Below are 14,241 nucleotides of genomic sequence, written 5' to 3'. Positions count from 1 at the left end.
TAAACTTAAAATTATTTCTTTTTATATGGATTACGGAAAAGAATTTGAAAAATACGCAACAAAACACCACGGCATCAATAGTAATTATTATGGAAAAATTACCAGTGCTATGACACCGATAGGTATGACGCCGAATATTATTGAAGAACGCCAAATGAATGCTGTTGCAATGGATGTATTTTCAAGATTAATGATGGATCGCATCATTTTTTTAGGAACTGGAATTAACGATCAAATTGCTAACATTGTACAAGCACAACTTTTGTTTTTGGAAAGTACTGATTCTAATAAAGACATTCAAATTTACATAAACTCTCCAGGAGGAAGTGTATATGCTGGATTGGGCATATACGACACCATGCAATTTATAAAGCCTGATGTTGCCACTATTTGTACTGGTATGGCTGCTTCCATGGGTGCTGTACTCATGTGTGCTGGGCAAAAAGGAAAGCGTTCGGCATTACCACATAGTCGCATCATGATTCACCAACCATTAGGTGGTGCACAAGGACAGGCCAGCGATATTGAAATTACTGCCAGAGAAATTTTAATTCTGAAAGAAGAACTTTACAATATTATTGCAAAGCATTCAGGTCAAACTTACGAAAAAGTATATAACGACAGTGATCGTGATTATTGGATGAAGGCTGAAAAAGCATTGGAGTATGGTATGATCGATGAAATACTTTCTCGAAAATAATTTAAAAAATACTACGTTAAAATAGTAGATAACTAGGTTGTGAATTTAGGGTTTACAAAATTAAAGAGACTAAATCCATAACCTAAAAACAGTCAAGGTTTACCTTATATAATTAAATCCACTACTTATAGCGGATAAATAAATAACCAGAACGAAAATAAAAATGGCGAAAGATGATTTAGAATGCTCCTTTTGCGGACGTAAAAAACCTGAAACTAACTTATTAATTGCAGGTTTAGACGCCCACATTTGTGATCGATGCATACAACAGGCCTATGGCATTGTTGTGGAAGAATCAAAGGATGAAGAAAGTGAAGAGTTAAGCCAAGAACTAGTTTTAAGCAAACCAAAAGCTATCAAGCAATTTTTGGACACCTATATAATAGGTCAGGATTTTTCAAAAAAAGTAATTTCTGTTGCTGTGTACAACCACTATAAGCGATTATTACAAAAGAAAGCTGATGATGATATTGAAATCCAAAAAAGTAATATTATTTTGGTAGGACAAACTGGTACTGGAAAAACATTAATTGCAAAAACAATTGCAAAAATGCTTAACGTACCTTTAGCTATCGTAGATGCTACCGTTTTAACGGAGGCTGGTTATGTTGGTGAAGATGTGGAAACTATCTTAACAAAACTATTACAAGTTGCCGATTACAATTTGGAAAAAGCCCAGCGCGGTATTGTTTTTATTGATGAAATAGATAAAATTGCTCGTAAAAGTGATAATCCTAGCATAACGCGTGATGTATCTGGCGAAGGTGTACAACAAGCTTTGTTAAAACTTTTAGAAGGTACTACTGTTAACGTACCACCAAAAGGAGGAAGAAAACACCCTGATCAAAAATTTATTGAAGTAAATACAGAAAACATTTTATTTATTGCCGGTGGTGCTTTTGATGGGATTGAACGTAATATTCAAAAACGATTGAATATGCAAGCGGTTGGTTTTAGTGCTTCAATAAAAGAAGAAGTTATTGAAAAGGAGAACTTACTTCAATACATTATACCTAAAGACCTTAAAGACTTTGGTTTGATTCCTGAAATAATTGGTCGTTTGCCTGTACTTAGCTACATGAACCCTTTAGATTCTAAAACCTTAAGGGCCATTTTAACAGAGCCTAAAAACGCCATTATTAAACAGTACACTAAGTTGTTTGAAATGGATGATATTGAGTTTTCAATAACTGATGGCGCTTTGGATTTTATTGTAGCAAAAGCGAATGAATATAAGTTAGGCGCAAGGGGTTTACGCTCCCTATGCGAAGCCATTTTAACTGATGCTATGTTTGAATTACCTGACAGCAACGATAAAGTCTTTAAAGTCACCAAAGATTATGCTGAAAAAAAGTTGAATAAATCAACCATTAAGCTCAAAGCTGTATCTTAATTATTAAAAAAAACAACGTCCAATTTCAAATTTTGAATTGGACGTTGTTTTATATAAGAGATAAACATTCTACTTTATTAGTTTTTTGAAAATAGCCATTTCTTATTTTTTTTATTTCATACTTACAGTATTCTTATATTACGGTTATGCCAATTCTTTAATTAAAAAGTCCCTATAATAAATCTCCATTTTGAATAGATAAATTTACTTTTCACTATTTTTTTTATATCATTTGCTTAAATCAATCAAATACGTTAACTGAATATTTTTAAAAGTATCCCTTTTCTCAAAAGTATTTGTATCAACATTTTTAACCAGTCGTTTTATGCTTGCTTTATATTTTTTATCGCCTTTATGAGGTATTGTTTTAACAACTCGCTCAATTTTAATTAGTCTTATTTGTTTAGCCGAAATATTTTTTTCTGGAATGTATTTTGCGAACATAGTTACTCCAAAAACACAAAGTATAAAAATTAATGTAGTTTTCATTATATAAATCGTTGTATTTGAGCATAATATAAAAAGTAAATAAAAACTATTCTCAAAAAAATATTTCATTTTAGATGAAATAACACAAAAAACAGATAAAACACTTAATTTTAGTTTAAAAAACTAAAATACAGATTATTACAAATTAATTATTACAATGAATTAGTTCATCAAGGTAAGATCTTGAATTTGATAATCTTGGTACTTTGTGCTGTCCTCCTAATTTATTTTTCGACTTTAACCAATCATAAAATAGCCCTGGCCTAGCTACATGAAATACCAATGGGTTTAATGTGATATTATGATCCCGTTTTGCCTTGTAATCACTATTTAAATACTGCAATTCCTTATCCAAAAGGGTTGAAAATTTTTCGATGCAATGAGGATGTTTTTTAAATTCCACCATCCATTCGTGTGCTCCTTTTTCATTTCCTTCCATAAAAATAGGTGCCACACTATAATCTTTTACCTCTGCTCCAGTTGTTTCGCAAACTTTGCTTAAAGCCTCTTCTGTATTTTCAATAATTAATTCTTCACCAAAAACATTAATAAAATGTTTGGTCCGCCCAGTAACCTTAATTCGGTAAGGATTTAAGTTCGTAAACCGAACAGTATCCCCAACTTTGTACCTCCACAAGCCTGCATTAGTGGTAATAATAATAGCATAATTTTTCCCTAAGGTAACTTCACTTAAAGGAATTACTTTAGGGCTGGATGAGTGATAGGTATCCATATCTATAAATTCATAAAAAATACCATAATCCAACATAAGTAACAATTCGCTACTATTATTTTGATCCTGGAGCGCAAAAAAACCTTCTGAAGCATTAAAAATTTCATAATATTTAAAATCCGAAGGCATAATTTTTTTGTATTGCTCTTTGTAAGGTGTAAAACTTACCCCTCCGTGGAAATATACTTCTAAATTTTTCCATACTTCCGATAAATGAGCTACTCCTTTTTGCTTCATTACCTCATTTAATAACACCAGCATCCATGAGGGTACACCTGCCAAACTGGTTACATTATCGGAAAGCGTTTCCCTTACAATAGCTTTCATTTTAATTTCCCAATCACTCATTAATGAGACTTGGTTTGAGGGAGTAGAACTAAATTCCGCCCAAAAAGGCATATTATCAATTAAAATAGCTGATAAATCACCATAAAAAGTACCATTTTGTTCATATAATTTTTTGCTCCCACCTAAACGCAATCCTTTTCCTTTAAATAATTCCGACCCTTCATTATTATTTAAATACACACACAACAAATCTTTACTAGCAGCATAATGGCAATCCTCCAATGACTGTGCGCTCACGGGTATAAATTTACTTTGCGCATTGGTAGTTCCGCTAGATTTTGCAAACCACTTTATTTCCGAAGGCCAAAATATATTCGATTCTCCCTTACGGCTACGCGTAATATAAGGTTCAACTTCTTCATAACTCCTAATTGGAATTCGTTCAGTAAATTCTTTATAAGTTTTAATCGTTTCAAAGGCATAATGCTTTCCAAATTCTGTATTTTTTGCAGTTTTCAATAAATTAAAAAGCAGCTCATGTTGCACTTCATTTGGGTATTTTAAAAATAATTCCATCTGATGGATTCGCTTTTTTAAAAACCAACTGGCTATAGAATTTACTAAAGGAAATGGCATTTGAAATCTTTATATTTACAGTATTAATTTAAACTATTTTTGATGAACTTTAGGCTAATTTTTTTAGCAAAAAGAAAAAAATCATTAAAAGATTGCACTTAAAAAAATAGCTTGACTTTATACTAAGCTAAAAAAATAAGCTTTTTTCAACTTAAATTACCGTCAATAGCTTTTTCAAACTAAAAGTAACAGTTTTAATTTTTTAATTCTAAAATAATAAAAAACAACAAACTAATTCATTAAAATTTATGCAATACGTTGGAGTTTTAACAAAAATGCAGACAGAACATACGAATCCCATAAATTATTATTTGGTTTTTAAATCACACTTTATACACATGAATCAATTGCTTGACAAAACAATTGATATTCAATTTGAAGGCTATGAATGTTTAGGCTGCGGCCAGAATAAAAAAATTTTTAGACAAGGATATTGCTATGATGATTTTTACAAATTACCAAATGCTGGCGATTGGATTATGAAACCCGAACTGAGCAAAGCCCATTTAGGTATTGAAGACAGAGACCTTACTTACGAAAAAAAAGTACAATTGCAGCCCCACATTGTATACCTGGCCAACTCCAGTAATATAAAAGTGGGAGTTACCCGAAAAACTCAAGTACCCACCCGTTGGATAGACCAAGGCGCACATGAGGCTATCGAAATTGCTGAATTACCCAATAGGTATTTAGCCGGAATTACTGAAGTAGCATTAAAAGAACACATTGCCGACAAAACCAATTGGCGTAAAATGCTTACAAATACTATTACTGACGAAACTTTAGCGTCGGTTAAAAGCACCATAAAACAATATATTCCGGAAGAAGCCCTCCCTTATTTTATTGAAAACAATAAAGAAACGGCTATTAATTTTCCTGTAATTAATTACCCTAAAAAAGTTACCTCTTTAAATTTAGGAAAAACGCCAACGTATTCAGGCAAATTAAAAGGCATTAAGGGACAATACCTCATATTTGAGGACAACACAGTTTTTAATGTTAGGAATCACGAAGGCTTTGTAGTTTCGTTAAAAATAAGTTAAACATTTATAAAATTAACCCCCATATGTAATTAGTAAACTGTTAGTAAGTCTACTTTTAAAATATTCTATTTATGAAAACACTCTTAATATTTACATTTTTTACTGTATGCACTAGCTTATTTGCGCAAGATTTTGAAAAAGTTGATCCAAGCCCTTTAGATGTTACTTATTATCCTGCAAAGGCAGCAAAACGATTTTTTGAATCTTCACCCGATAAAATTGCGGCTTTAAATCCAAAAATTAAAGTACTATATTCCAGGCCACAGAAAAAAGGGCGTGAAATTTTTGGAAACCTAGTGCCGTTTGACAAATTGTGGAGGGCTGGTGCCAATGAAATTCCTGAACTTATTTTAAATGTACCTGTTGAAATTGGCGGAAAAATAATTGAAACAGGCACCTACTCGTTTGCCATTTTACCAACAAAAGATAATTGGACACTCTACATTAACAGCGCAACGGATATGTGGGGAGTATACACTTATGACAAAAGTAAAAATATTGCCGAAGCAAAAGCTGCTACCGTAACTTCAAAAAGCGACATTGAAGCATTTTCCATTGCATTATATAAAAAAAGTGAAAATACCGTGCACTTAAAAATGGGGTGGGACAAAACAGTTGCCGAATTTCCTATTATTTTAAAATAAAAAGCCTCAACGTTTTTATTAATATCCATGCGGCAATACCGTATGGATTATTTTTTACTGCATTAATTTTTACAAAACTGTCTTCAACATTAAATTTTAAGTGCAAAATGTTTCTTTTTTGCTTGACACTTCAAAATCAAGCCTATTGTAGCAGCAAAATAGCGTATTTGAATTTATTACTTGCAATGACTGGTTCGAGTGTTTCATCGAAGCGATAGTGGAAAGAAAATGTTGAGAGAATACACCTGTCGTAATCGGAAAGCACTTCTCGATACTATTTGCTTCATTCCATTGCGCAAATCACTCGAAGCAATGCTTGATAAGTAAACTCGCTTATCATAAATGGGATTATTCAACAATCTAAATTTAATTCTATTTGATTAACTTTGTAAGCAGGGAAAACATTTCGCAACAATCTAAATTTCTACAGATACAATATAAATTGATGATATTATTGCTATCATAAAAAAGAGTTATTTAATTTGAAGTTTTTCAAAATATAGTAAAAGAAGGCAAACAGATGATTATGAAGTTTCTTGATCTTACTCTAACTATTACAGCTTATAAAGCAAAATAAACATATGCTTCTTAAAATCTAAAATTATGAACCTACAATATATATCAGACAAAAATGGCATTCATAGGAGTGTGATAATACCTATTGAAGACTGGAACAGAATAAAAGAAAAATACAGCGGTTTAGAAGACGAAATAAACGACGGTCTATACCAACTTTCTAAAGAGCAAGAAAAGTCCATTGACATTGCTTTAGATGCCATGAGTAATGGTGAAGAGATTTCACATAAATCCGTAATGGAAGAAACTCGCGAAAAATATCCACAACTGTTTAAAAATCGCTAATGTTTACACTTACGTGGACACCACAAGCTAAAAAAGATTATTGGAATAATATTGATTATTTACTATAAGAATTTCCTATCGAAGTTTCTAAAAGATTTGTAACTAAAGTTAATGAACTCGAAGAGCAACTTAAACTGCAAAACGTTACTTACAAAGCTACTTCTCGTAAAAACGTATACCAAATACCTGTTGTAAAACAAGTAACTCTTTTCTATTACGCAGACCAACAAAAAATAGTATTCCTTCGTTTTTGGAATAACAAAAAAGATCCTAGAACGCTAAAATTTTAGGTAGTGTCCAAATCACTCGAAGCGATACTAAACTCGACACCTAACCCAAATAAAACACACTGACTCGTTTGAGTATTTTATCGTAACCATAGCGGAGAGAAAACGTATCGAGAACTCCTCTATCGGAATCGGAAAGCAATTATCGATACTATTTGCTTAATTTCATTACGCAAATCACTCGAAGCAATACTAAACTAAATACCAACTTAAATAAAACCCGCTGACTAGTTCGAGTGTTTTATCATAGCCATAGCGGAGAAGAAATATATCGGAAACTCGTCTGTTGAAATCGGAAAGCAATTATCGATACTATTTGCTTCATTCCATTGCGCAAATCACTCGAAGCATTGTCAAAAAAAGGCTTAAATTAGATATAATTTCAAAAACTCAACCATAGCCGAGATAAATAAAATATGAAAACGAATATTTTACCATTAACTCCAGATGAATTAAAAATTATTAGAAAAGAATACGATAAAGGAAATAGAAAATTCAGAAAGGTCTATATAACGGGCCCAATATTGGGGGTTTTAGCTCTATTTACACCACCTGAACTATGGAATTTTATTAAATTTTTTGACAAATATAAAAATATCAGAAAGCTTGAAGATGTAACTGAACCAATGTACTTAAACTTAACAATGATAGTTATAATACTTTTAGCAAATATAATAATTATAGCTTTATACTATTTTGCCTTTGTATATTATTTAAAAAAAGATCTAGAAGAAAAAGAAAAAATTAGTAACGAATTTAAAGTAATTAGAGTTGAAAACTTGGGTCAAAAAATTGCTGAAAATCTTGAAGGTTTAGATACTGTACTTCATTTTGAAAACAATCCTACAGAAATAAAAAAACACTTATTCAATAAATCTGAAAAACCTGAATTATTAAACGCAAAAAGAATTATTATAGAGCAATCGAAAAACTCTAAAATTATATTTTTAGAACAAATTATAGAATGATATTTTTAATTCTATCACACCCGATAGGCGGATTTGCAGTTTAAATCTAATCTACAACATCAATTTACATTGATCTTTCAATTAAAACATCTACTTCTATTTCACTTGATAAACTTACAACAAGAAGACTCTATTTTTAAAACAAAACTTTTTACAAAAAAAATCACTTTGTTTGATTAACTTTGTAGGCACGGAAAACATTTCCGCGCTATCGGGTCCTAGTAAAAAAAACTTTTTACAGGATAGTGTCAGTTAAAAGTTCATCTAGTTGATTAAACAATTTAATCATTGTTTTTAACTCAGAATTTAGCGGATTAAATGTTTTATGATTAATGCAATGTTCTAAAATATTCCCAATTAATTTAAAAGATGTAGTCGACATTTGCCTTGTATCTCGTTGTTCATTAACATGGAACATAAAAACAGTTAACATTGCTACTAAACGAGTACTTACATAATTTTCAGGAAGTTTTTCTATAGCGTCTAAAACTTTCTCTACAAGTTCATAAAGCTCTATTACTGTCGTTTCTACTACAAATTCTTCCGCATTACCTGTTTTTTGGATAACACTAAAAACAAATCTTCTCTTTTTATGCTTCTCTCTGAGCGATAATTCTCTCCATTCAATAGATTCCTTTATCCAAGACAAATAGCTCTTTTCATCATAAATATCCGATTCATTAGAATCAAATTGTTGATATTCTTCTAGTAATATTTTAATTTTCTTATGAATCAAAGTTCGATTATTTTATATATTAAAACTGCAGGGTTAGATTTTGAAGGTTCTATCTTATTAAGTCTATATTTAGCATTTGGTTTGAATAAAAACCCGATAGCGCGGATTTGCAATCCGTGTTAATCTACACCATCAATTTATAGTAAACTTTCAATTAAAACATCTACTTCTATTTCACTTGATAAACTTACAACAAGAAGACTCTATTTTTAAAACAAAACTTTTTACAAAAAAAATCACTTTGTTTGATTAACTTTGTTGGCAAGGAAAACATTTCCGCGCTATCGGGTCAGAAAGGTAGTTTGATACCTGCTCCTGCAAGCCCATATCGGTAGACCTACTACCATCTTATTTTCAGTTACGAGAATCTTACGATCCTCTCACAGCACACTCCGCGCGATCGGGTATTATTTACTTCATTTCATTACGTAAATCATTCGAAATAATAACCTATAACTTAATAACGAAACAACTGATGTGTATCATTATTATTAAGCACTAGTACTTGTTTTTGTTTAGATAGATCTACTATATGACGAACATCCTTATTTGCAAAAAATCCTGAATATTTATTCGATAGCCATGTAAAATTCCCTTTGCCATCTCCCTTAAGAAATGAACCAATACCAGCATCTGATCTTGTAGTTTCAACTTCAAAATGATGATTATTTCCGGCTAGTAATAAATCTTTTTTACCATCGGAATCAAAATCTTTAAATAGAATACTATTAACTAAAGAAGTTTGTACTTCATTTGAGAATGGAACAAATTTAAAGTCTCCCTCTTCATTATAAAAAATTCCTGAACGAAACTCATTTACTTCATAATGCAAAGCCGAATCAATGTCTTTACCTAAAATACCATCGACTCCAAGGTTGGCAAACTCTTCAAATGTTGGAATTTTTTTAGCTATATGTGGCATTTGTTGCGATGTGCAGGTACGCCCACGAACGGGCACTTGCTTGCCTTTGTAATCTTTTGCTAATACAATATCTTCTACACCATTGGCATCAAAATCCTTGGCATACACATGAAATGGTTTTTCCTTATTTGCATGAAACTTCGTATTCAACCCCAAATTACCTGCTATGATGTCCAAGTCACCATCATTGTCTACATCTTCAACCAAAATTTTATTCCACCAAGCTTTTGTTTCTTCTAATTTTTTGTATTGCTCAGCCTTTACAAACTTTCCATTTTTATTTAATAAAACTTGAACACCTGTCCATTCTCCTGCTACTATTAAATCTAATTTTCCATCTTTATTAATATCCTCAAATACAGCATCTTTTAGCATTCCTAAATTATTAATACCTACTTCTTTGTTAGCAATACTAAACTTCCCATTTTCATTTTTTAATAAGTAGCTAGATCCCGAGTTAGGATATTTTGCAGGAACAACACCACTCCCCACAAATATATCTTGATCCCCGTCACCATCATAATCTCCGGTAACCACTGCAGTCGTAACTGTGTTTAATTCTGGGATAGCTGCCTTTTTAGTAAAAATACCCTTTCCATCATTCTCGTAATATCGATCCAATAATCCTCTGGAGCGTGGTGAAAACTCATAACTTCCAGAACCTACATACAAGTCTATATCGCCATCTTTATCCGCATCAAAAAAAGTAGCTGATATATCCTCATATCTTGCATCCGTTGCAAAATCTTTTTGAGCCTTTCTTGTAAAACGTCCATTTTTAATTCCTAAAAGTAATGTAGCCTCTTGCTCAAATCCTCCTCCTAAAAAAACATCTTCTACTCCATCTCCATTAACATCGCCTACTGCTTTGGCTGGACCTAATTGCGAATATTTATAAGGCAATAACAATTGTAATTTATAATCGTTAAAATAAGGATCATTATGACTATATTTAAATGAATCTTCTTTAAAAATAGGTTCTAATGTTTCTTTATTAACTTTTGTCTTAGTACTATTTATATATCCAACACTAACCGTTATGTTCACCGCCACATCAGTTAGTAATTGTGATTTGCCATCTAACCATTGTATATTCACCTTTGTAATACTATCTCCTTTAGGAATCCCGAAATGTAAGGTCGAAGAAACTGAAGATAAAAAACCTCTAGTATTAATTAACTGTCTAGTATATTTTTTTCCTGTATTTGTATGTAGCGTAGCCTTTACTCCTTGTCCATCGCTATTTTCTTTTGGTCCAACAAAATTTAGCTTTAAAAAAATTTCCTTTATTTAATTCTACAGCATTATTTTTTAATATCGTTGCTGTTTCATTTATGTTATTAGTAACAACTTCTAAATCTCCATCATTATCTAAATCCACATAAATAGCTCCATTAGAAAATGTAGGTTCAATATCGCTCCAGTCTTCGGTAGTATTAGTAAATGATAAATTACCATTATTTTTAAAGAAATAATTTTTCAATTTTTGTTGCGGTAACATTTTAGTGAATTGTAAAAAATCTTCTTTAGTTGGTTTCCTTCTATTTTTTCTAAGGATTTTTAATATTTCTTGAGTAGTATCTTGATCAATTACATCTCTGAATACGCCATTTGTTACATACATATCTTCAAACCCATCTAAGTCTAAATCCGCTGCCAAAATTGACCAACTCCAATCGGTATTTGCCATACCTGACAAATTTGATACCTCACTAAAGGTACTATTCCCATTATTGACTTGCAGCATATTATGCATGTACTGATGGTGGTAATTATTGGCAACCATTTGCTCAAATTTTGGTATGGAAGTCATCGACATGGTTGTTTTTGATCTCAAATAATCTTCAGGGTTCATATCTAATGTTAAAACATCAAACTTCCCATCATTATTAATATCTACAATATCGCTCCCCATACTATTATGAGAAATATGTTTAAACAATTCATCACGCTTATCGGTAAATGTTCCATTTCCGTTATTTATGTAGGCAAAATCGGGTACTTTAAAATCATTGCACACATAAATATCCAGAAAACCGTCTCCATTTAAATCACTAACTTGCGGATTTAAGCCAAAACCTATGTCATAATGTAAGCCCGCTTTTATCGAAACATCTTTAAACTTACCATTGCCTAAATTTTCATATAATTTATCATTCCCCAATAATTTTTGCGTAGCTGGATTTTTTTGTTGCTTATTTAAATCGACAATATTTTTTGTTTTCCCATCAATGTCTGGGGTATTTGATATAAATACATCCAAATCATTGTCATTATCCATATCAAAAAAAGTGGCTTGGATACCTCTATTGGCATCATTCAATCCATACTTTTTTGCTTCTTCTTTGAATTTAAAACCGCCCTGATTAATGTAAAGCAAGTTTTCAAATTTGCCCTCTGAACTATCCAAACCACCTCTAACTATATATATATCCAATAAACTATCATTATTAATATCTACAGTAGTCACCCCTGTGTTGAAACCTTTTTGAGGGTTAATATTCGTATTTAAAGAAACGTCTTCAAAAACTAGACTTCCTTTATTCTTATATAGTTTACACGCATTACTATTAGATACAAAAAACAAGTCTTCTAGACCATCATTATTAAAATCACCAGAAGCTATTCCAGCACCTATATAGGAATACATGTATTGATAATAGTTGAAATCTAAATCTTCTGTAAGTTTGTTTTGGAAGGTAATTTTTGAATTTTGAGGCTTTACTTGTGAAAACAATTTATTTTCAATTACCACTTCTGTTTCTTTTTTGTTATCTATTTGTTCATTAGCATTTTTTTTTGTCTCTTTTTTGCAGGACAAAAAAAAGATAAATAGTAAAGAGCAACTCATTAAATTTTTAAAAAACATAGGGTATTTATAATAGTACTTATATAATACAAAAAAACGGCAAGCTTTTTAAAACTTACCGTTATTAAATTTAAAATAATAAAAATTAATTTGCAAATCCAGGATTTTCAGAAATAATTTCAGCTGGAATAGGCGCAAAATAATTATTAGTGTCTAAACTTCCTACAGCTGGATTATTGATTTCCAATAAATTCCCTTCACTATTTCGAGTAACTAATGGTTGTCTCGCTTCATCTTTTAAAGCTTGCTCAACTCTTTCTAATCTGACTAAATCATACCATCTTAACCATTCACCTGCTAACTCCCATTTACGTTCAGTAAAGGCCAATTCTCCTAGATCACCCGTAGTAACATCAACGGTAGCATTTGGTACAGAAAAAGGCAAGCCTTCTGCTCTACGGCGCACTTGATTTAAAGCTTCCCAAGCATCGGCAGTAACACTTCCTGATCTACCAGAAGCTTCTGCAAACATCAATAATACATCTGCAAATCTAATTAAAAAGTCACTTCTATTAGTAGCAAAAGATCCATTAGGCAGGTCTCCTAAAGGCCCTGCAATTTTTGAATAAACAGGAGCTTGTATCGTTTCAAAATTTGGAAATTCATCAATCAAATCTTGCCTAAATGTAACTTCTTTTCTAACTCCTTCTGGAAAATCTTCAAAAAACCTTACTTCTGCAAATGTCTCATCCCAACCATTTAATGGTACTTGACCTGGTAAACCAACTTGACCATACTTTCTGTTATCTCTATTTTGTTGATCAGCGTTGTATGTTAATGCAAAAACACTTTCTTTATTAAATCTATTTTCCAATAGCCACAAATCATTCAAATCATCTAAAAGATCAAAACCATGAACAGCCTTGTTATCAATAACTAATTTTGCCTTTTCAGCAGCTAAAGCATATTTTGAAACATCTTTAACTGGAAATCCTGCCCAATCTATATAAACTCTTGCTAAAAAAGCTCTTATCGTACCTTTATTTGGGCGTTCTCCTGATGGCACACCCTCTTCTGCAAAAACTGTCCCTGGGTGTAAATTAGGAATAACTTCCTCTGCATCTAATAAATCTTTTTCTATTTGCAAATATACTTCTAATGGATCGCTCAAATTATCTACAGGAATTAACCTAGATACTACTAAGGGAGCTTTACCAAATACTCTTAAAAATTGATGCCAAACATAAGCTCTTAAAAATTTTAGCTCATGTAAATAAATATTTAATAAAGCAGTCTCTTCTTCGGATTGACCTACTGCTGGTGACTCAACTAAAGGTTCTAATATTTCGATATTCTCATTAGCTCTTGAAAGCATAATTTGAAGATTTCTCCATGACGTTAAATTTCTACCATTAGCTGCTGAAACCTGTCTCGTTTCATTCTGTGCAAAATCAGTCTTGGCACTAATTACAGTAATATCGTCACCAGCCCAAGCTGGCGCCACAAGATCATTGAGCTGATTTGCCGTTAAAAAAGCATCATAAACTCCCAAAACTGCTTCATTTAATTCTTCTGGGTTTGATGGAGCAGCTGTTACATCTGTATCTGAGTTGTCTCCTAAATCATCTAATAATTCAGAGCAACTATATTGCGAAAAACATAGTAAAGAAAAGACTAAAAAACGAAGTACTTTACTATTATATTTTTTTATTAAAACTCTATACATAATAAA

Annotated in this window: 12 protein-coding genes; 6 read left to right on the top strand and 6 right to left on the bottom strand. The window is 31.6% G+C overall.

The genetic code is table 11. The annotated features are described in order from the left end of the window. Positions 1 to 25 precede the first annotated feature (25 nt). Both clpP and clpX read left to right on the top strand, forming a co-directional pair. On the top strand, positions 26 to 700 hold the full coding sequence (gene clpP / locus GMC_RS0110900; protein WP_010522163.1) for an ATP-dependent Clp endopeptidase proteolytic subunit ClpP: 675 nt from the start codon (positions 26 to 28) through the stop codon (positions 698 to 700). Positions 701 to 863: 163 nt separating this feature from the next. Next, the gene (gene clpX, locus GMC_RS0110895; RefSeq protein ID WP_010522162.1) at positions 864 to 2,093 is read left to right on the top strand and encodes an ATP-dependent Clp protease ATP-binding subunit ClpX; all 1,230 of its coding nucleotides are present in this window, start codon (positions 864 to 866) and stop codon (positions 2,091 to 2,093) included. A 228-nt stretch (positions 2,094 to 2,321) separates the two neighbouring features. Here the strand turns inward: clpX and GMC_RS0110890 are convergent, their stop codons facing one another. Continuing rightward, positions 2,322 to 2,582, bottom strand: coding sequence for a hypothetical protein (locus tag GMC_RS0110890; protein WP_010522161.1), 261 nt, complete (start codon positions 2,580 to 2,582; stop codon positions 2,322 to 2,324). Positions 2,583 to 2,727: 145 nt separating this feature from the next. Beyond that, positions 2,728 to 4,239, bottom strand: a complete 1,512-nt coding sequence (locus GMC_RS0110885) for a GH3 auxin-responsive promoter family protein (RefSeq protein WP_010522160.1) — start codon at positions 4,237 to 4,239, stop codon at positions 2,728 to 2,730. A gap of 248 nt (positions 4,240 to 4,487) precedes the next feature. Here GMC_RS0110885 and GMC_RS0110880 point away from each other — a divergent pair, with 248 nt between their 5' ends. The 4 genes from GMC_RS0110880 to GMC_RS0110860 all read left to right on the top strand — a co-directional run bounded on the left by GMC_RS0110880 (position 4,488) and on the right by GMC_RS0110860 (position 8,042). Next, positions 4,488 to 5,282 (top strand): DUF2797 domain-containing protein, encoded by a 795-nt coding sequence (locus tag GMC_RS0110880; RefSeq protein WP_010522159.1) that lies wholly within the window; start codon positions 4,488 to 4,490, stop codon positions 5,280 to 5,282. Between the two features lie 71 nt (positions 5,283 to 5,353). Then, positions 5,354 to 5,926 carry a DUF2911 domain-containing protein gene (locus GMC_RS0110875; RefSeq protein ID WP_010522158.1) on the top strand — a complete coding sequence of 191 codons (573 nt, stop codon included), beginning with the start codon at positions 5,354 to 5,356 and terminating at the stop codon, positions 5,924 to 5,926. Positions 5,927 to 6,574: 648 nt separating this feature from the next. Then, positions 6,575 to 6,787, top strand: coding sequence for a hypothetical protein (locus GMC_RS19765; RefSeq protein WP_138940611.1), 213 nt, complete (start codon positions 6,575 to 6,577; stop codon positions 6,785 to 6,787). Positions 6,788 to 7,490: 703 nt separating this feature from the next. Continuing rightward, entirely contained in the window at positions 7,491 to 8,042 is a 552-nt protein-coding gene (locus GMC_RS0110860) for a hypothetical protein (protein WP_010522156.1), read from the top strand. A 235-nt stretch (positions 8,043 to 8,277) separates the two neighbouring features. Here GMC_RS0110860 and GMC_RS0110855 read toward each other — a convergent pair whose 3' ends face one another. The 4 genes from GMC_RS0110855 to GMC_RS0110845 form a co-directional block, all read right to left on the bottom strand. Next, complete coding sequence (locus tag GMC_RS0110855; protein WP_010522155.1) at positions 8,278 to 8,778, bottom strand: hypothetical protein; 501 nt, start codon at positions 8,776 to 8,778, stop codon at positions 8,278 to 8,280. Positions 8,779 to 9,235: 457 nt separating this feature from the next. After that, entirely contained in the window at positions 9,236 to 10,981 is a 1,746-nt protein-coding gene (locus GMC_RS22285; protein WP_498365823.1) for an FG-GAP-like repeat-containing protein, read from the bottom strand. Further along, positions 10,941 to 12,551 (bottom strand): FG-GAP repeat domain-containing protein, encoded by a 1,611-nt coding sequence (locus GMC_RS22280; RefSeq protein ID WP_238527973.1) that lies wholly within the window; start codon positions 12,549 to 12,551, stop codon positions 10,941 to 10,943. The genes GMC_RS22285 and GMC_RS22280 overlap by 41 nt, the downstream gene beginning before the upstream one ends. A gap of 103 nt (positions 12,552 to 12,654) precedes the next feature. After that, positions 12,655 to 14,235, bottom strand: coding sequence for a RagB/SusD family nutrient uptake outer membrane protein (locus GMC_RS0110845; protein WP_010522154.1), 1,581 nt, complete (start codon positions 14,233 to 14,235; stop codon positions 12,655 to 12,657). Between the last annotated feature and the right edge of the window lie 6 nt (positions 14,236 to 14,241).

This window comes from Aquimarina agarivorans, assembly GCF_000218485.1.
Classification (GTDB): domain Bacteria; phylum Bacteroidota; class Bacteroidia; order Flavobacteriales; family Flavobacteriaceae; genus Aquimarina; species Aquimarina agarivorans.
Note: the sequence above shows the minus strand (reverse complement) of the source record. Positions and strands in the feature narration are given on the sequence as shown.

What these genes read in the sequence shown, in the direction of transcription:
- clpP (WP_010522163.1), top strand. Translation starts at nt 26, where the DNA reads ATGGATTACGGAAAAGAATTTGAAAAATACGCAACAAAACACCACGGC.
- clpX (WP_010522162.1), top strand. Translation starts at nt 864, where the DNA reads ATGGCGAAAGATGATTTAGAATGCTCCTTTTGCGGACGTAAAAAACCT.
- GMC_RS0110890 (WP_010522161.1), bottom strand. Translation starts at nt 2,582, where the DNA reads ATGAAAACTACATTAATTTTTATACTTTGTGTTTTTGGAGTAACTATG.
- GMC_RS0110885 (WP_010522160.1), bottom strand. Translation starts at nt 4,239, where the DNA reads ATGCCATTTCCTTTAGTAAATTCTATAGCCAGTTGGTTTTTAAAAAAG.
- GMC_RS0110880 (WP_010522159.1), top strand. Translation starts at nt 4,488, where the DNA reads ATGCAATACGTTGGAGTTTTAACAAAAATGCAGACAGAACATACGAAT.
- GMC_RS0110875 (WP_010522158.1), top strand. Translation starts at nt 5,354, where the DNA reads ATGAAAACACTCTTAATATTTACATTTTTTACTGTATGCACTAGCTTA.
- GMC_RS0110860 (WP_010522156.1), top strand. Translation starts at nt 7,491, where the DNA reads ATGAAAACGAATATTTTACCATTAACTCCAGATGAATTAAAAATTATT.
- GMC_RS22280 (WP_238527973.1), bottom strand. Translation starts at nt 12,551, where the DNA reads ATGAGTTGCTCTTTACTATTTATCTTTTTTTTGTCCTGCAAAAAAGAG.
- GMC_RS0110845 (WP_010522154.1), bottom strand. Translation starts at nt 14,235, where the DNA reads ATGTATAGAGTTTTAATAAAAAAATATAATAGTAAAGTACTTCGTTTT.